The organism is Arthrobacter humicola (assembly GCF_039531445.1).
Taxonomy (GTDB): Bacteria; Actinomycetota; Actinomycetes; order Actinomycetales; family Micrococcaceae; genus Arthrobacter; species Arthrobacter humicola.
In genome coordinates this window covers 319,449-339,034 of sequence record NZ_BAAAQB010000041.1, presented here as the reverse complement: position 1 = coordinate 339,034, position 19,586 = coordinate 319,449, and the positions used below count along the sequence as shown (strand labels likewise).

Annotated in this window: 17 protein-coding genes; 13 read left to right on the top strand and 4 right to left on the bottom strand. The window is 67.6% G+C overall.

Translation table 11 applies throughout. The annotated features are described in order from the left end of the window. Positions 1 to 19: 19 nt before the first annotated feature. From uvrA to ABD243_RS18130, 13 genes are all read left to right on the top strand, one after another. Entirely contained in the window at positions 20 to 2,968 is a 2,949-nt protein-coding gene (uvrA, locus tag ABD243_RS18190; protein WP_116765749.1) for an excinuclease ABC subunit UvrA, read from the top strand. 170 nt (positions 2,969 to 3,138) lie between these two features. Next, complete coding sequence (locus ABD243_RS18185) at positions 3,139 to 3,882, top strand: HAD hydrolase-like protein (protein ID WP_344367759.1); 744 nt, start codon at positions 3,139 to 3,141, stop codon at positions 3,880 to 3,882. Continuing rightward, complete coding sequence (locus tag ABD243_RS18180; protein ID WP_344367758.1) at positions 3,869 to 4,537, top strand: lysophospholipid acyltransferase family protein; 669 nt, start codon at positions 3,869 to 3,871, stop codon at positions 4,535 to 4,537. The genes ABD243_RS18185 and ABD243_RS18180 overlap by 14 nt, the downstream gene beginning before the upstream one ends. A gap of 68 nt (positions 4,538 to 4,605) precedes the next feature. Beyond that, on the top strand, positions 4,606 to 6,612 hold the full coding sequence (uvrC, locus tag ABD243_RS18175) for an excinuclease ABC subunit UvrC (protein ID WP_091247886.1): 2,007 nt from the start codon (positions 4,606 to 4,608) through the stop codon (positions 6,610 to 6,612). 121 nt (positions 6,613 to 6,733) lie between these two features. Further along, positions 6,734 to 7,657, top strand: a complete 924-nt coding sequence (rapZ, locus tag ABD243_RS18170; protein WP_344367757.1) for an RNase adapter RapZ — start codon at positions 6,734 to 6,736, stop codon at positions 7,655 to 7,657. Next, a complete protein-coding gene (locus ABD243_RS18165) occupies positions 7,657 to 8,676 on the top strand; it encodes a gluconeogenesis factor YvcK family protein (RefSeq protein WP_344367755.1) in 1,020 nt (339 codons plus the stop codon). Before rapZ ends, ABD243_RS18165 begins: the two co-directional genes overlap by 1 nt. Before the next feature lie 10 nt (positions 8,677 to 8,686). After that, positions 8,687 to 9,667 carry a DNA-binding protein WhiA gene (whiA, locus tag ABD243_RS18160; RefSeq protein WP_091247880.1) on the top strand — a complete coding sequence of 327 codons (981 nt, stop codon included), beginning with the start codon at positions 8,687 to 8,689 and terminating at the stop codon, positions 9,665 to 9,667. A 103-nt stretch (positions 9,668 to 9,770) separates the two neighbouring features. Continuing rightward, a complete protein-coding gene (locus ABD243_RS18155) occupies positions 9,771 to 10,394 on the top strand; it encodes a superoxide dismutase (protein WP_018772998.1) in 624 nt (207 codons plus the stop codon). Between the two features lie 265 nt (positions 10,395 to 10,659). Further along, complete coding sequence (gene gap / locus ABD243_RS18150; RefSeq protein ID WP_091247878.1) at positions 10,660 to 11,670, top strand: type I glyceraldehyde-3-phosphate dehydrogenase; 1,011 nt, start codon at positions 10,660 to 10,662, stop codon at positions 11,668 to 11,670. A gap of 10 nt (positions 11,671 to 11,680) precedes the next feature. Further along, positions 11,681 to 12,907 carry a phosphoglycerate kinase gene (locus ABD243_RS18145; RefSeq protein ID WP_344367754.1) on the top strand — a complete coding sequence of 409 codons (1,227 nt, stop codon included), beginning with the start codon at positions 11,681 to 11,683 and terminating at the stop codon, positions 12,905 to 12,907. A 130-nt stretch (positions 12,908 to 13,037) separates the two neighbouring features. Further along, complete coding sequence (gene tpiA / locus ABD243_RS18140; RefSeq protein ID WP_344367752.1) at positions 13,038 to 13,853, top strand: triose-phosphate isomerase; 816 nt, start codon at positions 13,038 to 13,040, stop codon at positions 13,851 to 13,853. 49 nt (positions 13,854 to 13,902) lie between these two features. Beyond that, the gene (secG, locus tag ABD243_RS18135; RefSeq protein WP_116765741.1) at positions 13,903 to 14,160 is read left to right on the top strand and encodes a preprotein translocase subunit SecG; all 258 of its coding nucleotides are present in this window, start codon (positions 13,903 to 13,905) and stop codon (positions 14,158 to 14,160) included. 114 nt (positions 14,161 to 14,274) lie between these two features. After that, positions 14,275 to 14,670: an RNA polymerase-binding protein RbpA gene (locus tag ABD243_RS18130; RefSeq protein ID WP_091247868.1), complete on the top strand. Its 396-nt coding sequence runs from the start codon at positions 14,275 to 14,277 to the stop codon at positions 14,668 to 14,670. On the opposite strand, the gene pgl is transcribed toward ABD243_RS18130, so the two are convergent. From pgl to ABD243_RS18110, 4 genes are read right to left on the bottom strand one after another with little or no spacing between them, the layout of a single operon-like run. Beyond that, positions 14,623 to 15,441 carry a 6-phosphogluconolactonase gene (pgl, locus tag ABD243_RS18125; protein WP_344367750.1) on the bottom strand — a complete coding sequence of 273 codons (819 nt, stop codon included), beginning with the start codon at positions 15,439 to 15,441 and terminating at the stop codon, positions 14,623 to 14,625. The two genes, ABD243_RS18130 and pgl, sit on opposite strands and share 48 nt — an antisense overlap. Then, complete coding sequence (locus tag ABD243_RS18120) at positions 15,431 to 16,372, bottom strand: glucose-6-phosphate dehydrogenase assembly protein OpcA (RefSeq protein WP_344367749.1); 942 nt, start codon at positions 16,370 to 16,372, stop codon at positions 15,431 to 15,433. Before ABD243_RS18120 ends, pgl begins: the two co-directional genes overlap by 11 nt. After that, the gene (gene zwf / locus ABD243_RS18115; RefSeq protein ID WP_344367748.1) at positions 16,369 to 17,931 is read right to left on the bottom strand and encodes a glucose-6-phosphate dehydrogenase; all 1,563 of its coding nucleotides are present in this window, start codon (positions 17,929 to 17,931) and stop codon (positions 16,369 to 16,371) included. Before zwf ends, ABD243_RS18120 begins: the two co-directional genes overlap by 4 nt. Positions 17,932 to 17,946: 15 nt before the next feature. Beyond that, positions 17,947 to 19,584 carry a glucose-6-phosphate isomerase gene (locus tag ABD243_RS18110; RefSeq protein WP_344367747.1) on the bottom strand — a complete coding sequence of 546 codons (1,638 nt, stop codon included), beginning with the start codon at positions 19,582 to 19,584 and terminating at the stop codon, positions 17,947 to 17,949. Positions 19,585 to 19,586 lie beyond the last annotated feature (2 nt).

The window sequence follows — 19,586 nt, the reverse complement described above, 5'->3', positions numbered from 1 at the left end:
TTCGATTAGCATTAGATTCGTGCCTAAAGCTGTAGCTGAAGATCCAGCCGTTGAAGTCCAGTCCGCCGTCGAACCGCTGGCAGCCCGGGAGGCCGTCCTGTCCCGTCCCGAGCTGAAACGCCCGGACATGACGCGCCTCGTCGTCAAGGGCGCGCGCGAACACAACCTGCGCAACGTGGACCTGGACCTGCCCCGCGATGCCATGATCGTGTTTACCGGCTTGTCCGGCTCCGGCAAGTCCTCCCTCGCGTTCGACACCATCTTCGCCGAAGGTCAGCGCCGCTACGTCGAATCTCTCTCCGCCTACGCCCGGCAGTTCCTGGGCCAGGTGGACAAGCCCGACGTCGACTTCATCGAGGGCCTCTCCCCGGCCGTGTCGATCGACCAGAAGTCCACGAGCAAGAACCCGCGCTCCACCGTGGGCACCATCACCGAAATTTACGACTACATGCGCCTGCTGTGGGCCCGCGTGGGCCGGCCGCACTGCCCCATCTGCGGCGAGCCCGTGGCCAAGCAGACCCCTCAGCAGATCGTTGACCAGCTGCTCGAACTCCCGGACGGCACGCGCTTCCAGGTGCTGGCACCCGTGGTCCGCGGTCGCAAGGGCGAATTCGTCGACCTCTTCAAGGAACTGACCGCCAAGGGCTACTCGCGGGCACGCGTCGACGGCGAGCTCGTCCAGCTGAGCGATCCGCCCAAGCTGGGCAAGCAGTTCAAGCACACCATCGAAGTGGTCGTGGACCGCCTCGTGGTCAAGGAGGGCATCAGCCAGCGCCTCACCGACTCCGTCGAAACCGCGCTCGGCCTGGCGGAGGGCCGCGTCCTGGCCGAATTCGTCGACCTCGACGCCGACGACCCCGAGCGGATCAGGGCGTTCTCCGAACACCTCGCCTGCCCCAACGAACACCCCCTGGCGATCGACGAGATCGAGCCGCGCTCCTTCTCGTTCAACAACCCGTTCGGCGCCTGTAGCGCCTGCAGCGGCATCGGCACCAAGCTGGAAGTCGATGAGGATCTCATCATCCCCAACCCGGAGCTCTCGCTGTCGGAGGGCGCCATTGCGCCGTGGTCGCTGGGCACCGCCACCACGGAGTACTGGAACCGGCTGCTGGGCGGCCTCGCAAAGGAACTCGGCTTCTCCATGACGACGGCGTGGGAAAAGCTCGACGCCGACGTCCGGCAGACCGTGCTGCACGGCAAGGACCATAAGGTCGTGGTGCAGTACCGCAACCGCTTCGGCCGGGAACGCAAGTACAGCACCGGCTTTGAGGGGGTCGTGCAGTACGTCCACCGCAAGCATGGCGAGACCGATTCCGACTCGGCGCGCGACCGCTACGAGGAGTACATGCGCCAGGTCCCGTGCCCGGCCTGCAACGGTGCACGCCTGAACCCCGCGTCCCTTTCGGTGCTGATCAACGGCAAGTCCATCGCCGAGGTCGCCGCGCTGCCCATGCGCGAATGCGCGCACTTCCTCGACAACCTCGTCCTCACGGGCCGCGAAGCGCAGATCGCCCACCAGGTCCTCAAGGAAATCCAGGCCCGGCTGACCTTCCTCCTCGACGTCGGACTCGAATACCTGAACCTGGAGCGGCCTTCCGGAACCCTGTCCGGCGGTGAAGCCCAGCGCATCCGGCTGGCCACCCAGATCGGCTCAGGGCTCGTGGGCGTGCTCTACGTCCTCGACGAGCCCTCCATCGGCCTGCACCAGCGGGACAACCGCCGCCTGATCGAGACCCTCACCCGGCTCCGGGACCTGGGCAACACCCTGATCGTGGTGGAGCATGACGAGGACACCATCCACGAAGCCGACTGGGTCGTGGACATCGGACCCGGTGCCGGCGAGCACGGCGGCATGGTGGTTCACTCCGGTTCGTACCAGGACCTGCTGAAGAACACGGAGTCCCTGACCGGCGACTACCTCTCCGGCCGGAAGTCCATCGAGGTACCGAAGAAGCGGCGCAAATACGACAAGAAGCGCGAGCTCAAAGTCGTCGGCGCCAAGGAAAACAATCTGCTCAACGTGGATGCAGCCTTCCCGCTGGGCCTCTTCACCGCCGTCACGGGCGTCAGCGGCTCCGGCAAGTCCACCCTCGTCAACGAGATCCTCTATAAGGTGCTCGCCAACAAACTCAACGGTGCCAAGCAAGTGGCCGGCCGGCACAAGTCCGTCCAGGGCCTCGAACACCTGGACAAGGTGGTGCACGTCGACCAGAGCCCCATCGGACGCACCCCGCGCTCGAACCCGGCCACCTACACCGGCGTGTTCGACCACATCCGGAAGCTCTTCGCCGAGACCACGGAGGCGAAAGTCCGCGGCTACCAGCCGGGCCGGTTCTCCTTCAACGTCAAGGGCGGCCGCTGCGAGGCCTGCTCCGGCGACGGCACCCTGAAGATCGAGATGAACTTCCTGCCTGACGTCTACGTCCCCTGCGAGGTCTGCCACGGGGCCCGGTACAACCGCGAAACCCTGGAGGTCCACTACAAGGGCAAGACGATCGCGGACGTGCTGAACATGCCCATCGAGGAAGGCGCCGAGTTCTTCGCGGCGTTCTCCCCGATCGCGCGGCACCTCAACACTCTTGTCGACGTCGGCCTCGGCTACGTCCGGCTCGGCCAACCCGCCACCACGCTCTCCGGCGGCGAGGCCCAGCGCGTGAAGCTCGCGGCTGAGCTCCAGAAGCGATCCAACGGCCGCAGCGTCTATGTCCTGGACGAGCCCACCACGGGCCTGCACTTCGAGGACATCCGCAAGCTCCTCATGGTGCTGCAGGGCCTCGTGGAAAAGGGCAACACCGTGATCACCATCGAGCACAACCTCGACGTCATCAAGAGCGCCGACTGGATCGTGGACCTTGGCCCTGACGGCGGTTCGGGCGGCGGCCGGGTTGTGGCCTCCGGCACCCCGGAGCAGGTCGCAAAGTCGAGTGAAAGCCACACGGCGGCGTTCCTCGCCGAGCTCCTCGCCTGAGATCGGACCCCGTGCCGTGGGTGCGGGCCGGGAGCACCACTGCGGAGCGCTCCCGGTCTGCGGCACGGCCAAGTACTCCCCTGAGGTATTCGGCTGCCGTAACCCCCTGATGTATTCCTGAAGGAGTATGCGAATTTCTGGCATCCGTGCACTCGTGAGAAACTAAGCCGGTGACGCATACAACAGTGCCCGTGATCTTCGACCTCGACGGCACTCTTGTCGATCCGGCCGGGGGAATCACGGGCGGAATCGCCGCGGCCCTCACCGAACTCGGACTGCCGGTTCCGGGCCCTGCCCGGATGGACGAGATGGTCGGACCCAAACTGAGCCATTCCCTCACGGAAGTCGCCGGCGTACCGGCAGCGCTCCTCGCGGACGTCATCCGGATCTATCGCCGGCACTACGTGTCCACCGGCATCGCGCAGAGTCGGCTGTACCCCGGAATCCGCGACCTGCTCGAAGGCTTCGTCGCCGCCGGGCGGCCCATCGCCGTCGCCACCCAGAAACCGGAGAGTCTGGCCCGCACCGTGCTGGAACACCACGGCATCGCCGGGCTCTTCCACAGCATTCGCGGCTCGGCCGCCGACGAGGCAGGCGCGGCAACGGACTCCGTCCCGGAAGGCAAGGCCGGCATCGTCGCCGCCGCGCTCTCGGACCTGGCTGCCGCCGTCCCGGCGACGGCCGGCCATGCCGTGATGGTGGGCGACCGTGCGCAGGACGTCGCCGGGGCCGCCGCGAACGGACTGGACTGCATCGGCGTAGGCTGGGGTTTTGCGCCCGACGGCGAACTGCACGCGGCCGGCGCCGTCGAGATCGTGCACACCACCACGGCGCTTCACGCAACGATCACAAGACTCTCCGAACGCCCGGGGACCGCAGCCCTGAACGAGGTGCACACCGATGGAAATGTTTGACGTAATCCGCTGGACCACGCGCGGGCTCATATCGTCCACGTGCCGTCCGACGGTCATCGGCCTGGAGAACGTGCCCAAGGAAGGCCCGTTTATCGTGGCCCCCAACCACCTCTCCTTCCTGGACAGCGTGATTGTCCAGGCCCTCATGCCGCGGCCCGTGGCGTTCTTCGCGAAGGCCGAGTACTTCACCACCGGCGGCGTCAAGGGCAAGGCCATGAAGTCCTTCTTCGAGGCCGTGGGCTCCATCCCCGTCGAGCGCGGCGAGCAGGCCGCCAGCGTCCAGGCGCTGAAGACGCTGCTGGACATCCTCGACGCCGGCCGCGGCGTGGGCATCTACCCCGAAGGCACCCGCTCCCGCGACGGCATCCTGTACCGAGGCCGCACCGGCGTCGGCTGGCTCGCCCTCACGACGGGCGCGCCGGTGATCCCGGTGGGCCTGATCGGCACGGAACACCTGCAGCCGGCGGACAGCAAAGCGGTCAAACCGCAGCACTTCACCATGAAGGTGGGCGAGCCGCTGTACTTTGAGAAGACGGGACCCGACCACTCGCTGCCGGCCCGCCGCCAGGTCACCGACCGCATCATGGACGCCATCGCGGAACTGAGCGGCCAGGAACGCTCCACCAGCTACAACCAGAGCAAGTCGGTCGAGTAGCGGGAGGAGCCGCGCTTCCCGGCCGGGCCGGTGCCGCGGCATCCCCGGAGGCTCAGTAGACTGGAACTGTGGCAGATCCAGCGAGTTACCGACCCCAGACAGGTGAAATTCCGACCAATCCGGGCGTGTACCGCTTCCGTGATCCGCACGGCCGGGTCATCTATGTCGGCAAGGCCAAGAACCTCCGTTCCCGGCTGAATTCCTACTTCGCCAACCCGGCAGGGCTGATGCCCAAGACCTACGCCATGGTGCACACAGCCAGCAGCGTCGAATGGACCGTGGTGGGCAGCGAACTCGAGTCGCTGCAGTTGGAATACACCTGGATCAAGGAATTCACGCCGCGATTCAACGTGATGTTCCGGGACGACAAAAGCTACCCGTACCTGGCCGTCACGATGGGGGAGAAGTACCCGCGCGTCCAGGTGCTCCGCGGCGACCGGCGCAAGGGCACCCGGTATTTCGGCCCCTACACCGCCGGTGCGATCCGGGACACCATGGACACGCTGCTGCGGGTCTTCCCCGTGCGCAGCTGCAGCGCCGGCGTGCTCAAACGCGCCGAAGCCAGCGGCCGGCCCTGCCTGCTCGGCTACATCGACAAATGCTCCGCGCCCTGCGTGGGGCGCATCTCCGCCGAGGACCACCGTGCCCTGGCCGAGGACTTCTGCAGCTTCATGGGCGGCGAAGCTAAGCCTTTCGTGAACCGGCTGGAACGCGAGATGGCCGCCGCGGTCGCCGAGCTCGACTACGAGCGGGCGGCGCGCCTGCGGGACGACATCGTGGCGATGAAGAAGGTCTTCGAACGCAACGCCGTCGTTCTCGCCGAGGGCACGGACGCGGACGTCTTCGCCCTCCACGAAGACGAACTCGAGGCCGCCGTCCAGGTCTTCCACGTCCGCGGCGGCCGGATCCGCGGCCAACGCGGCTGGGTGGTGGAAAAGGTCGAGGACTCCACCACCCCGGAGCTGGTCGAACACCTGCTCCAGCAGGTCTACGGCGAGGAAGCCGGCGTCCAGGGCAGGCTGCCCCGGGAGGTCCTGGTGCCCGCCGAACCCAGCAACGCCGCCGAACTCGCGCAATGGCTCAGCGGCCTGCGCGGGGCCCGCGTGGATATCCGGGTGCCCCAGCGCGGCGACAAGGCCGCGCTCATGTCCACCGTGCGGGACAATGCCGAGCACGCACTGAAACTGCACAAGTCCCGGCGCGCCGGCGACCTCACCATGCGCTCCCAGGCCCTCCAGGAACTCCAGGAGGCACTCGACCTGCCCGTGGCGCTGCTGCGGATCGAATGTTTCGACATTTCCCACGTCCAGGGCACCAACGTGGTCGGCTCCATGGTGGTGGTGGAAGACGGGCTCCCGAAGAAGTCCGACTACCGCAAGTTCGCCGTCACCGGGGCCGCCGCCACCGACGACACCGCCGCCATGCACGACGTCCTGACCCGACGGTTCCGGCACTACCTCGACGAGAAACGCGAGCAGGCAGCCGCCGCGGCCAAACCGGCACACCAGGCCGCGCTGGAAGCGGCAACCGCGGCGGCGGTCGCGGACTCCACGACGCCGGCCCCGCGGAGTAAATTTGCCTACCCGCCCAACCTCGTCGTCGTCGACGGCGGCAAACCGCAGGTCAACGCCGCCGCCCGGGCGCTGGCCGAGCTGGGCATCGAGGACGTGTACGTTGTCGGCCTGGCCAAGCGGCTCGAGGAGGTGTGGCTGCCGGACAGCGATTTCCCGGTGATTCTGCCGCGCGCCTCCGCCGGCCTGTACCTGCTGCAGCGGATCCGCGACGAGGCCCACCGCTTCGCCATCTCCTTCCACCGACAAAAACGAGGCAAGGCCATGACGGTCTCCGCGCTGGACGGCGTGCCCGGACTGGGCGAGTCCAAACGCAAGGCCCTCCTGGCCGAATTCGGTTCCGTCAAGGGCATCAAAGCGGCAACCCAGGAAGAACTCACCGGCGCCAAGGGGATCGGCCCGTCCCTGGCCGCTGCGATCGTCCGGCACTTCACGGCCGACGGCGAGGAAGCCGCCACCGTTCCGGCCATCAACATGACCACCGGCGAAATCCTCGAAACTTAGCTAGCTCCGACAAACTTAGCTAGGGTAAAGACTTGGGAAACGGCACGGGCGCGGCATCACCGCGGCCGCGCCGCTACCTGACCGCAACAGCAAACGCACAGGCAGAGATGGGGCTTCACTGATGGCAGACTCGACGGCAGGATCCGGGACGGATGAGGACGGCATGACACCCGTCAAACCCGTCGAGGCGGAACTGCTCGTGGTGACCGGCATGTCCGGAGCCGGCCGGAGCACCGCCTCGGACGCCCTCGAGGACCACGGCTGGTACGTCGTGGAAAACCTCCCGCCGCAGATGCTCGGCACGCTCGCGGAGCTGGTGTCGCGCACACCGCACTCGATGTCCAAGCTCGCCGTCGTGATGGATGTCCGGAGCAAAGACCTGTTCGCGGACATGCGCGCTGCCCTCCGCGCCCTCGAGGCCTCCGGGGTAACCTTCCGCGTGCTGTTCCTCGATGCTAACGACGACGTCCTGGTCCGCCGCTTCGAGCAGGGCCGCCGGCCGCACCCGCTTCAGGGCGGCGGCCGGATCCTCGACGGCATCGCCGCCGAGCGGGAGCTTGTCCGTGAGCTGAGGGACACGGCCGACATCGTCCTGGATACGTCCTCCCTCAACGTGCACGGCCTGGCTACGGCCATCACCGAGCTCTTCAGCGAGACCGGTCCGGTGGCCCTGCGGCTGAACGTCATGAGCTTCGGTTTCAAGTACGGGTTGCCCGTGGACGCCAACTTCGTGGCCGATGCCCGCTTCATCCCCAACCCGCATTGGGTGCCGCAGCTGCGGCCGCACACCGGGCTGGACAAGGACGTCAGCGACTACGTGCTGGAAGCGCAGGGCGTCAGCGACTTCGTGGAGCGCTACGTCCTGGCCCTGGAACCGGTCCTGGACGGGTACCGGCGTGAGAACAAGCACTACGCCACGATCGCCGTGGGCTGCACCGGCGGCAAGCACCGCTCCGTCGCGGTGGCCGTCGAGCTCTCACGGAGGCTGGCGCAGTATCCGCGCGTCACCGTGACCACCACGCACCGGGACCTGGGCCGCGAATAATGGCGCTGCTGACCGGGCCGCTGCCCCTCGTCCCGCCCGCCAGCGCGGCATTCGCCAGCCAGCAGGACAAAGGCCCCTCCGTAGTGGCGCTCGGCGGCGGCCACGGCCTCTCCGCGTCGCTGTCCGCCCTGCGGCTTCTCACCTCCGAACTCACCGCGATCGTCACCGTCGCGGACGACGGCGGATCCTCCGGCCGGCTCCGTGAAGAGTACGGCGTCCTGCCGCCCGGGGACCTCCGCATGGCCCTGTCCGCGCTGTGCGACGACACGGACTGGGGCCGCACCTGGCGCGACGTCATGCAGCACCGCTTTGCCCCCGGCAAGGGCCGCGGCGGCTCCCTCGACGAGCACGCCATGGGCAATCTCCTGATCGTCACCCTCTGGGAACTCCTGGGCGACACGGTCGCCGGCCTGAAGTGGGCCGGCGCCCTCCTCGGCGCACGCGGCGAAGTCCTGCCGATGTCCAGCATCCCGCTGACCATCGAAGGCCAGGTCCGGGTCACGGCCCCGGACGGCACCACGGCGTTGCAGACCCTGACGGGGCAGGCCAAGTGTGCCGTGGCGGGGTCCCTCGAACGCGTCCGGCTGTTGCCGGAGGACGCCCCCGCCTGCATGGAAGCCCTGACCGCGATCGAACTGGCCGACTGGGTGATCCTGGGCCCGGGCTCCTGGTACACCTCCGTCCTGCCGCACCTGCTGCTCCCGGAAATGCGCGAGGCCCTCTGCAACACGGCGGCCCGGCGCTGCCTGACAATGAACCTCGCCACCGACACCAAGGAGACCGCCGGCATGACCGCCGCGGACCACCTCCGGGTGCTGCGCGAGTACGCGCCGGAGTTCACGGTCGATGTCGTCCTGGCCGATCCGGCGTCGGTCCAGGACCTGCCCGACTTCCAGCAGGCGGCCGGAATGCTCGGTGCCGAGGTGGTCTTGGGTAAAGTGGGGGCGTCTGGTCGCCGTCCGGTCCACGATCCGTTGCGGCTGGCGACGGCGTACCACGATATTTTCGGGAATAGTTAGGAAAGGTGCCATGGCACTGACAGCATCAGTCAAGGAAGAACTTTCCCGTCTGGATATCAAGAAGTCCTCGGTCCGCAAAGCCGAGGTATCGGCCATGCTCCGCTTCGCCGGCGGGCTGCACATCATCTCAGGCCGGATTGTGATCGAAGCCGAGGTCGACCTCGCATCGACCGCCCGGCGGCTGCGTGCCGCCATCGCCGAAGTGTACGGCCACCAGAGCGAGATCATCGTCGTCTCTGGCGGCGGCCTGCGCCGCGGCAGCCGCTACGTGGTGCGCGTGGTCCGCGATGGCGAGGCCCTGGCCCGCCAGACCGGTCTCCTGGACACCCGCGGGCGGCCCGTCCGGGGCCTGCCCTCCGTAGTGGTCAATGGATCGGCCGCGGACGCCGAGGCCGTCTGGCGCGGCGCCTTCCTGGCCCACGGCTCACTCACCGAGCCCGGCCGCTCCTCCTCCATGGAAGTCACGTGCCCCGGCCCCGAGTCGGCCCTGGCCCTCGTCGGCGCCGCCCGCCGGCTCGGCATCCAGGCCAAGGCCCGCGAGGTCAGGGGAGTGGACCGTGTGGTGATCCGCGACGGCGACACGATCGCCGCGCTGCTGACCCGCATGGGCGCCCACGACGCGCTCATGGTCTGGGAGGAACGCCGCATGCGCAAGGAAGTGCGTGCCACCGCCAACCGGCTCGCGAACTTCGATGACGCGAACCTGCGCCGCTCCGCCCAGGCCGCCGTCGCCGCCGGCGCCCGGGTGGACCGTGCCCTGGAAATCCTGGGCGACGACGTCCCGGACCACCTCAAGTACGCCGGGGAGCTGCGGGTCGCGCACAAGCAGGCCAGCCTGGACGAGCTCGGCCGCCTCGCCGACCCTGTCATGACCAAGGACGCCATTGCCGGCCGGATCCGCCGGCTCCTGGCGATGGCGGACAAGCGGGCCCAGGACCTCGGCATCCCGGGCACGGAAGCCAATGTGACGCCGGAAATGCTCGACGACTAGCGTCACCTTAGAATCAAGAACAGATTTCCGGATGCCCGGCATCCGGATGCACAATCCGAGAGTTACCGAACCGGACAACCCGTCCACGACATTGGAGGATTTTGTGACCGAGTACGTATTGCCTCAGCTCGACTATGACTACGCAGCGCTGGAGCCGCACATCTCCGCGAAGATCATGGAGCTGCACCACAGCAAGCACCACGCGGCCTACGTGGCCGGCGCCAACAACGCCCTCGCCCAGCTGGCCGAGGCGCGCGAAAAGGGCGACTTCGCCAACATCAACCGCCTCTCCAAGGACCTCGCGTTCCACACCGGCGGCCACATCAACCACTCCGTCTTCTGGAAGAACCTCTCCCCGGACGGCGGCGACAAGCCCGAAGGCGAGCTCGCGGCAGCCATCGACGACGCCTTCGGCTCGTTCGACGCCTTCCGTGCCCAGTTCAGCGCCGCGGCGCTGGGCCTGCAGGGCTCCGGCTGGGGCTTCCTGGCCTACGAGCCGATCGGCGGCAACCTGGTCATCGAGCAGCTCTATGACCAGCAGGGCAACGTCGCGCTCGGCACCACTCCGCTGCTGATGCTGGACATGTGGGAGCACGCCTTCTACCTGGACTACGTCAACGTCAAGGCCGACTACGTCAAGGCGTTCTGGAACATCGTGAACTGGGCCGACGTCGCCAAGCGCTTCGACGCCGCCCGCAAGAACGCGACGGGCCTCATCACGCTGTAAGGGTGACAGGACCGACTCCTGTTTGTAACAAAGCTCACATTACGGCCGGTTCGGCCCGAAATGTGGACGGACTGCCCCCGCACTTGCGGGGGCAGTCCCAGTTAAACGTAAGATGGATCACGGAAGGCGGTTAGCCTTCAGCAACGTGGCTGGTCGTCCTCCGATCTGGTAATTATCTCTGCCCAATGGCGTGCGGGATCTGTTAGTTGGCTTGAACGCCTTCTCAACTAGTCGTGCTCGCAAGAGCACCAAGGAGACTGAAAACGTGACGACCCGTATTGGCATCAACGGCTTTGGCCGTATCGGCCGCAACTACTTCCGCGCCGCCCTCGCACAGGGCGCCGACCTTGAGATCGTTGCAGTCAACGACCTCACGAGCCCGGAAGCCCTCGCTCACCTCTTCAAGTACGACTCCGTGGGCGGCCGCCTGGCGGAATCCATCGAGGTCAAGGACGGCAACATCGTCGTCGACGGCAAGACCGTGAAGGTCCTCGCCGAGCGCGATCCCGCCAAGCTGCCCTGGGGCGAGCTCGGCGTTGACATCGTCATCGAGTCCACCGGCTTCTTCACGAAGGCCGCCGACGCGCAGAAGCACATCGACGCCGGCGCCAAGAAGGTCCTGATCTCCGCCCCCGCCTCCGGCGAGGACATCACGATCGTGATGGGCGTCAACGACGGACTGTACGACGACGCTGCGCACCACATCATCTCCAACGCCTCCTGCACCACCAACTGCCTCGGCCCGCTGGCCAAGGTTGTCAACGACGCCTTCGGCATCGAGCGCGGCCTGATGACGACCATCCACGCGTACACCGCCGACCAGAACCTGCAGGACGGCCCGCACAACGACCTCCGCCGCGCCCGCGCCGCCGCCATCAACATGGTCCCCACCTCCACGGGTGCGGCCAAGGCAATCGGCCTGGTCCTGCCGGAGCTCAAGGGCAAGCTGGACGGTTACGCCATCCGCGTCCCGGTCCCCACCGGCTCGGCCACGGACCTGACCGTCACGGTTTCGCGCGAAACCACCGTCGAGGAAGTCAACGCCGCCCTCAAGGCAGCCTCCGAGAGCGAAGAGCTCAAGGGCCTGCTGACCTACACCGACGAGCCCATTGTCTCCTCGGACATCGTCGGCGACCCGGCATCCTCCATCTTCGACTCCGGCCTGACCAAGGTGATCGGCAACCAGGTCAAGGTTGTGTCCTGGTATGACAACGAGTGGGGCTACTCCAACCGCCTCGTGGACCTCACGGAGCTTGTTGCGTCCAAGCTGGGCTAGGGTAAGACTCATGACATTCCACACCCTCAACGAACTGATCGCTGATGGTGTCCGCGGGCGGTACGTTCTGGTCAGAAGTGACCTGAACGTGCCGCTCGACGGCTCTACAGTGACTGACGACGGCCGCATCAAGGCCTCCCTGCCAGTGCTGGCGAAGCTCACGGACGCCGGTGCCCGCGTGCTGGTCACAGCACACCTGGGCCGCCCCAAGGGCGCCCCCGAAGACAAGTACTCGCTCAAGCCGGCCGCCACGCGACTGGCCGAGCTTGCCGGGTTCAAGGTCACCCTTGCCGGCGACACGGTCGGCGAGTCGGCCAAGGAGCTGTCCTCCGCCCTCCAGGACGGCGAAGTGCTCGTCCTGGAAAACGTGCGTTTCGACGCCCGGGAGACCTCCAAGGACGACGCCGAACGCGGCGCCTTCGCGGACGAGCTCGTCGCCCTCACCGGCGACAACGGCGCGTTCGTCGATGACGCCTTCGGCGCAGTGCACCGCAAGCACGCCAGCGTGTACGACGTCGCCACCCGGCTGCCGTCCTACCAGGGCGACCTCGTCCGCACGGAGGTCGAGGTGCTGCGCAAGCTCACCACCGACACCCAGCGGCCCTACGTCGTCGTCCTTGGCGGCTCCAAGGTCTCGGACAAGCTCGCCGTGATCGACAACCTCATCGGCAAGGCGGACACGATCCTGGTGGGCGGCGGCATGCTGTTCACCTTCCTTGCCGCCGCGGGCCACAAGGTCGCGGGCAGCCTGCTCGAAGAGGACCAGATCCCGGTCGTGCAGGAATACCTGAAGCGCGCCGCGGACGCCGGCACGGAATTCGTGGTGCCCACCGATGTTGTGGTGGCCAGCAAGTTCGCCGCCGACGCCGAGCACGAGACCGTTGCTGCCGACGCCATCGAGTCCAGCAGCTTCGGCGTGCAGGGCATCGGCCTGGACATCGGACCGGACTCGGCAGCGGCCTTCGCGGAACGGATCAAGGGCGCCAAGACGGTGTTCTGGAACGGCCCCATGGGCGTGTTCGAATTCGCGGCCTTCGCCGGCGGTACCCGCGCCATCGCCCAGGCACTGACCGAGACGGACGCATTCACGGTGGTCGGCGGCGGGGATTCCGCGGCCGCGGTCCGGACCCTCGGCTTCGCCGATGACCAGTTCGGCCACATTTCCACCGGCGGCGGCGCAAGCCTGGAGTACCTTGAAGGCAAGGAACTCCCCGGCCTGAGCGTCCTCGACCGCTAGAAACACCGACCGCTAGAAACACTGGCCGCTAAAGCAGCAGCCGCCAGGCAATCCAGCCGGCAGGGTGCCCGTCCGCAAGGGACCGGGCACCCTGCCGGCTGCTCATACCATCAGCACTCTTGGAGATCATGTGACCACGTCAACCAACGGTAAATTCGATCGCAAGCCCTTCATCGCCGGCAACTGGAAGATGAACATGGACCACGTCCAGGGCATCACCCTCCTGCAGAAGCTCGCGTGGACCCTGTCCGACGCCAAGCACGACTACAGCCGGGTGGAGGTTGCAGTCTTCCCTCCGTTCACAGATCTCCGCGGTGTCCAGACCCTCGTCCAGGGCGACGAACTCGACGTCGTCTACGGCGGCCAGGACCTCTCCCAGTTCGACTCGGGCGCCTACACCGGTGACATCTCCGGACAGTTCCTCGCCAAGCTGGGCTGCAGCTACGTCCTGGTCGGCCACAGCGAACGCCGCACCATCCACAACGAGTCCGATGACGTCCTGAACGCCAAGACCAAGGCCGCTTTCCGGCACGGCATCACCCCCGTCCTGTGCGTGGGTGAAGGACTCGAGATCCGCCAGGCCGGCACCCACGTCGACCACACGCTCGCCCAGCTGCGCGCGGGCGTCGAGGGCCTCACCCCGGAACAGGCCGCCGAACTCGTCGTCGCCTACGAGCCCGTCTGGGCCATCGGCACCGGGGAGGTCGCCGGCCCGGAGGACGCGCAGGAAATGTGCGCCGCAATCCGTGCCGAGTTGGCCACCCTGTTCGGTGCCGACGTCGCCGCCAAGACGCGACTGCTCTACGGGGGGTCGGTCAAGGCGAACAATGCGGCGTCGATCCTGAAGGAGCGCGACGTCGACGGCTTGCTGGTCGGCGGTGCCAGCCTGGACGCTGCGGAGTTTGCTAATATTGTCAGGTTCGAGAGTCACCTGCTGACGGATTAGTCCGGACACAGGTTTGGCCCCCGCAATCCAATTCTTCTGAAAGGCCGTCGTGGACGTTCTTCATGTCATTCTGCAGGTCCTCCTGGGCATCACCAGCCTCCTGCTGACGTTGCTCATCCTGCTCCACAAGGGACGCGGAGGCGGCCTGTCGGACATGTTCGGCGGCGGCATGAGTTCGGGGCTGAGCTCCTCGGGTGTCGCGGAGCGGAACCTCAACCGGTTCACGGTCATCCTCGGTGTCACCTGGGGCGTCGTGATCATCGCCCTCGGCCTGATCATGCGGTTCAGCACAGGCGCCGATTCCTAGCACGTCTTTTCGAGAACTTCATAAGGGGCTTGAGGCCCTCCCGGCATCGGGAACTTCGAACTACACTGTCGCTGGCAAGCACCAATCCACCAGCTGAGTAGCCAGGAGTTCCCGATGCTGCATTCTGCTTCCGGATTCAAGGGAATCCGTGTGGGCGCCACCGAAGGGGCATCACCCCGCCACGAGCCAATGAACGGGGCCGGCGCACGCCAGCCCCGTATTCGTGTCTCCTACCGGTGCGCCAAAGGCCATGAAACCGCGCTCGTGTTCGCCCAACTCCCCGAGGAGCAGATCCCGGGAGTCTGGGACTGCCGGCGCTGCGGCGGCACGGCAACCCGCGACGAAACAAAGTTCGCCTTGGACGACGTGCCAACGGAGGGGTTCAAGACCCACCTGGAATACGTTAAAGAACGGCGCTCCAGCCAGGACGCCGAAGACGTACTGGCCGGAGCGCTGGAACGGCTACGCGCCGGACGGGCCCTTCCGGACGAGCTGCTCGGGGACCCGTGAGGCCGCGTTCTCGTCAATGAGCCACAAGGTCTCCCGGCGGCCCCGCGGCCCGGCCGCGGGAACCTGCACGGGATTGGCGCCGGCCAGGGCCAGGCCCACGGCGCCGGCCTTGTCCTCGCCGGCCACCACCATCCACACCTCTAACGCCGTGTTGATGGCCGGCAGGGTCAGGGAAACCCGGCCCGGCGGCGGCTTGGGGGAGTTCTGGACCCCCACGACGGTCAGTTCCTTCTCCCGGATGCCGGCCTGCTCAGGAAAGAGCGACGCGACGTGCGCGTCCGGGCCGACGCCGAGGAGGACAATGTCCAGGCGCGGAAGCCGGCCCGGGTGTTCCGGCCGGTCATCGGACATGTCCGCGGCGTGCTCGGCGGCGGCCGCGTCAGCGAGCCGGCGCGCATAATCCGCCGCAGCCTCTTCCGGGCTCCCGAAGTCATCGGTGGAACCGGGCACGTGGACCCGCGCCGGATCAACCGGGATGCGGGACAGGAGAGCCTCATGGGCCTGGCGGGCGTTGCGTTCGGCGTTATCCGCCGGCACAAAGCGCTCGTCACCCCACCAGAAGTTCACCTTGGACCAGTCGACGGCCTTCGCGGCCGGGGATTCGGCCACGGCCCTGAGCGAACCGATGCCCATTGTGCCCCCGGTAAGCACCACCGTGGCTTCGCCGTGCCGGTCCTGGATGTCCACGAGCTTGGTGATCAGGCGGGCTGCGATCGCAGCCATCAGGACGGTCGAGTCAGGATGGATGCTTACTCTGGGGTCAGCGCTCACTGGGACGGACACTCCTTAGATTGGTACGTGGCAGTCCCATAGTAATCACTTCGCCGAAGACCTCGTCGGGGTCGAGGCGGCGAAGTTCTTCTGCCAGGCAGTCCTTGAGGCTGCGGCGGGGCAGGGAGATCCGCTGCGCCGGCTGGCCGGGCTGGGTCAGCTCGGCGATGGTCAGTCCGGGCCGGAAGAGCTGGACGTCGCCGCCGGTGCGGGTCAGCCGGACCCGCCGGATCCCGGTGCCGGCCGGGTCCGCGACGATCGTGACGGGAGCGTCCAGGGCCAGGGTCAGCCAGGCCGCGAGCAGGATGGTGCTGGGGGAGTCCGAGGCACCTTCGACGGCGACGGCCGTGACGGGTGAGTCGTCCACTTGGTCCAGGACCGCGGCCAGCTGGATCCGCCAGTTGGTCAGGCGGGTCCAGGCGAGGTCGGTGTCGCCGGCTTTGTAGGTGCGGCGGATGTTCTCCAGCGCCGCGACCGGGTCCGCCTCGTTGGCCGAGTCGGTGATCCGGCGGTGCGCGATGCCCCCGATCGAGGTCTGGCACGCGTTCCGCGGGGCGCCGTGTGGCCACCAGGCCACGATCGGGGCGTCCGGCAGCAGCAGCGCCGCGACGAGGGATTCGCTTTCCTCGGCGAGTTCGCCGTAGCCGCGCAGCAGGATGACCTCGGAGGCCCCGGCGTCGCCGCCGACGCGGATCTGCGCGTCCAGCCGGGTCGGGGCGGAGGCCCCGGCATCGGCGAGGACGATGATCCGGCACGGGTGTTCCCGGCTGGCCTCGTTGGCGGCCTCGATGGCCTCCTCCTCGAGCCCGGAGCGGGTGACGACCACAAGGGTCAGGACCCGGCCCAGGGCGATCACGCCGCCCTGCTCGCGCAGGGACATGATCTTTTTGGAAATCTTGGAGGTGGTGGTGTCGGGGAGGTCTACGATCATGGCCTTCTCCAGGTTCGTCCGTCGCGGGCAAGGAGTTCATCGGCTGAGGCGGGACCCCAGCTGCCGGGCCGGTAGGGCTCGGGCTGTTCGTCCAGGGACGCCCAGTAGTCCTCGAACGGGTCAAGGATCTTCCAGGACAGCTCGACCTCGGCGTGGCGCGGGAACAGCGGCGGCTCTCCCAGCAGCACGTCCAGGATGAGCCGCTCGTAGGCTTCCGGGCTGGACTCGGTGAAGGAGTGCCCGTAGCCGAAGTCCATGGTGACGTCGCGGACCTCCATCTGGGTGCCCGGGACCTTGGACCCGAACCGGATCGTGGCGCCCTCGTCGGGCTGGACCCGGATCACCACGGCGTTCTGGCCGAAGTCGTCTTCGCCGTGGTCGGTGAAGAGCAGGTTCGGGGCGCGCTTGAACACGACGGCGATTTCCGTCACCCGGCGGCCCAGGCGTTTGCCGGCGCGCAGGTAGAACGGCACGCCGGACCAGCGGCGGGTGTTGATGTCCACCCGGATCGCGGCGAACGTCTCGGTCTTCGAATCGGCCGGGATGCCCTCTTCCTCCAGGTAGCCCAGGACCTCCTCGCCGCCCTGCCAGCCGCCGGTGAACTGCCCGCGGGCCGAGTGGGTGGAGAGGTCGTGCGGGAGCCGGACGGCGGAGAGGACCTTTTCCTTCTCCGCGCGCAGGTCGTCCGCATTGAAGGAGATTGGCTCCTCCATGGCCGTCAGGGCCAGGAGCTGCAGCAGGTGGTTCTGGATGACGTCGCGGGCCGCGCCCACGCCGTCGTAGTACCCGGCCCGGCCGCCGGTGCCGATGTCCTCGGCCATGGTGATCTGGACGTGGTCCACGTAGTTGGCGTTCCAGAGCGGCTCGAAGAGCTGGTTGGCGAAGCGCAGTGCCAGGATGTTCTGCACCGTCTCCTTGCCCAGGTAGTGGTCGATCCGGAACACGGAATCCGGCGGGAACACCGATTCGACAATGTCGTTGAGCTGCCGGGCCGACTCGAGGTCATGCCCGAAGGGCTTCTCGATCACCACGCGGCGCCACTTGTCGCCCTCGGCCTGGGCCAGGCCGTGCTTGGAGAGCTGGCGGCAGACCTGCTCGAAGGCCTTCGGCGGGATCGAGAGGTAGAACGCGTGGTTGCCGCGCGTCCCGCGCTGCTCGTCGAGCTCATCAATCGTGTCCGAGAGCCGCTTGAACGCCTCGTCGTCGTCGAACTCGCCCTGTACGAAGCGGATGCCCTCCGAGAGCTGCTTCCAGACCGTTTCATCAAACGGGGTCCGGGCATACGCCTTGACGGACTCCCTGACCTCCGCGGCGAAGTCCTCGTTCTCCCACTCCCGGCGGGCAAAGCCCACCAGGGCGAAACTCGGCGGCAGCAGCCCGCGGTTGGCGAGGTCATACACGGCCGGCATGAGCTTCTTCCGGGCGAGGTCCCCGGTCACCCCGAAGAGGACCAGCGATGACGGCCCGGCAATACGGTTCAGACGGCGATCACGCGGGTCGCGGAGCGGATTGCGCCTCCGGCCGGCCGTGGTCCTGCCGCCGTTGTAGGTTTCTGGCATGGTTGCGTGGGTGCCTTAGCTTTCGGTGGAAGGTGCTGCCTGGCCGGCAAGGGAGGTGACGAGCTCCTGGAGCTGCTTCACACCCGCGGCGCGGTCGGTCAGGTGCAGCCGGAGGACCGGACGGCCGTGCTCGGACAGGACCTGGGCGTCCCCGGCGGCCTGCGCCGAGATCAGCTCGCCGAACGTGAACGGGCGGTCCGGGATGGCCAGGTCCATGGCGGACGCGGCCGTGACCTGCAGGAAGACGCCGATCGCGGGTCCGCCCTTGTGGAACTGGCCCGTCGAGTGCAGGAAGCGGGGGCCCCAGCCGAACGTGACCGGGCGCCGGCTCAGGGCCGCCAGCTGGTCACGGACACCCTCGAAGCCTGCGTAGGCGAGCCGGTCGAAATAGGCCTGAACGCTGAGGTAGCTGTCCTCTGCGAGCTGGGCCAGCAGCGCGGACACGGCGGCAGACGCCGTCGAGGCATCTCCCAGCCAGTCGCCGCCGCGGACCTCGATGGCGCCGTCGGTGAAGTTCGCCGGCGTCGGCTTCGGCTGTGCGTCCAGCAGGCCGCGTGCGGCCACCTTGGCGGCCTCGACGTCGGGCTGGTCAAACGGGTTGATGCCCAGCAGCCGGCCGGCTACGGCGGTGGCGAATTCCCACACCATCATCTGCGTCGCCAGGCCCCCGGCAATGGCAACCTCGTTCTCGCCGAGCTGCACGTCGTCGGCATCCGCCGAGACGAGCCGGACCACCAGGACATCCGGTGCGCCCAGGGTGGCTTCGGGGGAGGCGGGGCCGGCCACGACCGGCAGCACGCCGGTGCCCAGCTTACCCGTGGATTCGGCGATGAGTTGTTCGGCCCAGTCGGCGAAACCGACGATCCCGGACCCGTCTTCTGCGATGACGATCTTGTTGCGCAGCGGGCTGGTGCCGCCCAGGGCCGTGCCGAGGGCGAGGCCGATGTTGTCTTCCGAGTCGTCGTTGAGGATCTCGGCGGCCTCTTCGGCCTCATCCAGGAACGCCTGGATGTCCACGCCGGCCAGCCCGCAGGGGACCAGCCCGAACGCGGTCAGCGCCGAGAAACGGCCGCCGACGTTGGGGTCGGCGTTGAAGACTGCGCGGTAGCCGGCCTCACGGGAGGCCTTGTCCAGGGGCGAGCCCGGGTCGGTGACGATGATGATGCGGCTCTTCGCGTCGATGCCGGCATCGGTGAATGCCTGTTCGAAGATCCGGCGCTGTGAATCGGTCTCCACCGTGGAGCCGGACTTGGACGAAACAACGATGGCGGTTTCGGCCAGCCGGTCCACGAGGGCGGCACTGACCTGTTCGGGGTCGGTGCTGTCCAGCACGGTCAGCTCGACGCCAGCGGTGCCCGCAATGACTTCAGGTGCCAGCGAGGAACCGCCCATGCCGCATAGGACAATGCGCGTTACGCCGTCGGCCTTCAGTGCGTCGCGGAGTGCCAGGATCCCGCTGACCAGGGGCTGGGAGACGGTGGCCGCCTCGACCCAGCCCAGCCGGACAGCCGACTCGGCTTCGGCGTCGGGACCCCACAGGGTATGGTCCTTCGCGAAGATCCGGGTGGCGATGCGGTCCTCCAGCAGTGCGGGGAGGTGCTGTTCGTGGGCCTGGCGGGCTGCGCCGGTGGCGTCGTAGCTGAGTGTGCTCATGG

Bases quoted from the DNA above. Each gene is read 5' to 3' on its own strand.
- zwf (WP_344367748.1), bottom strand. From the start codon at position 17,931: ATGCCAGAAACCTACAACGGCGGCAGGACCACGGCCGGCCGGAGGCGC.
- ABD243_RS18110 (WP_344367747.1), bottom strand. From the start codon at position 19,584: ATGAGCACACTCAGCTACGACGCCACCGGCGCAGCCCGCCAGGCCCAC.
- ABD243_RS18180 (WP_344367758.1), top strand. From the start codon at position 3,869: ATGGAAATGTTTGACGTAATCCGCTGGACCACGCGCGGGCTCATATCG.
- ABD243_RS18120 (WP_344367749.1), bottom strand. From the start codon at position 16,372: ATGATCGTAGACCTCCCCGACACCACCACCTCCAAGATTTCCAAAAAG.
- whiA (WP_091247880.1), top strand. From the start codon at position 8,687: ATGGCACTGACAGCATCAGTCAAGGAAGAACTTTCCCGTCTGGATATC.
- ABD243_RS18130 (WP_091247868.1), top strand. From the start codon at position 14,275: ATGCTGCATTCTGCTTCCGGATTCAAGGGAATCCGTGTGGGCGCCACC.
- ABD243_RS18165 (WP_344367755.1), top strand. From the start codon at position 7,657: ATGGCGCTGCTGACCGGGCCGCTGCCCCTCGTCCCGCCCGCCAGCGCG.
- ABD243_RS18145 (WP_344367754.1), top strand. From the start codon at position 11,681: ATGACATTCCACACCCTCAACGAACTGATCGCTGATGGTGTCCGCGGG.
- rapZ (WP_344367757.1), top strand. From the start codon at position 6,734: ATGGCAGACTCGACGGCAGGATCCGGGACGGATGAGGACGGCATGACA.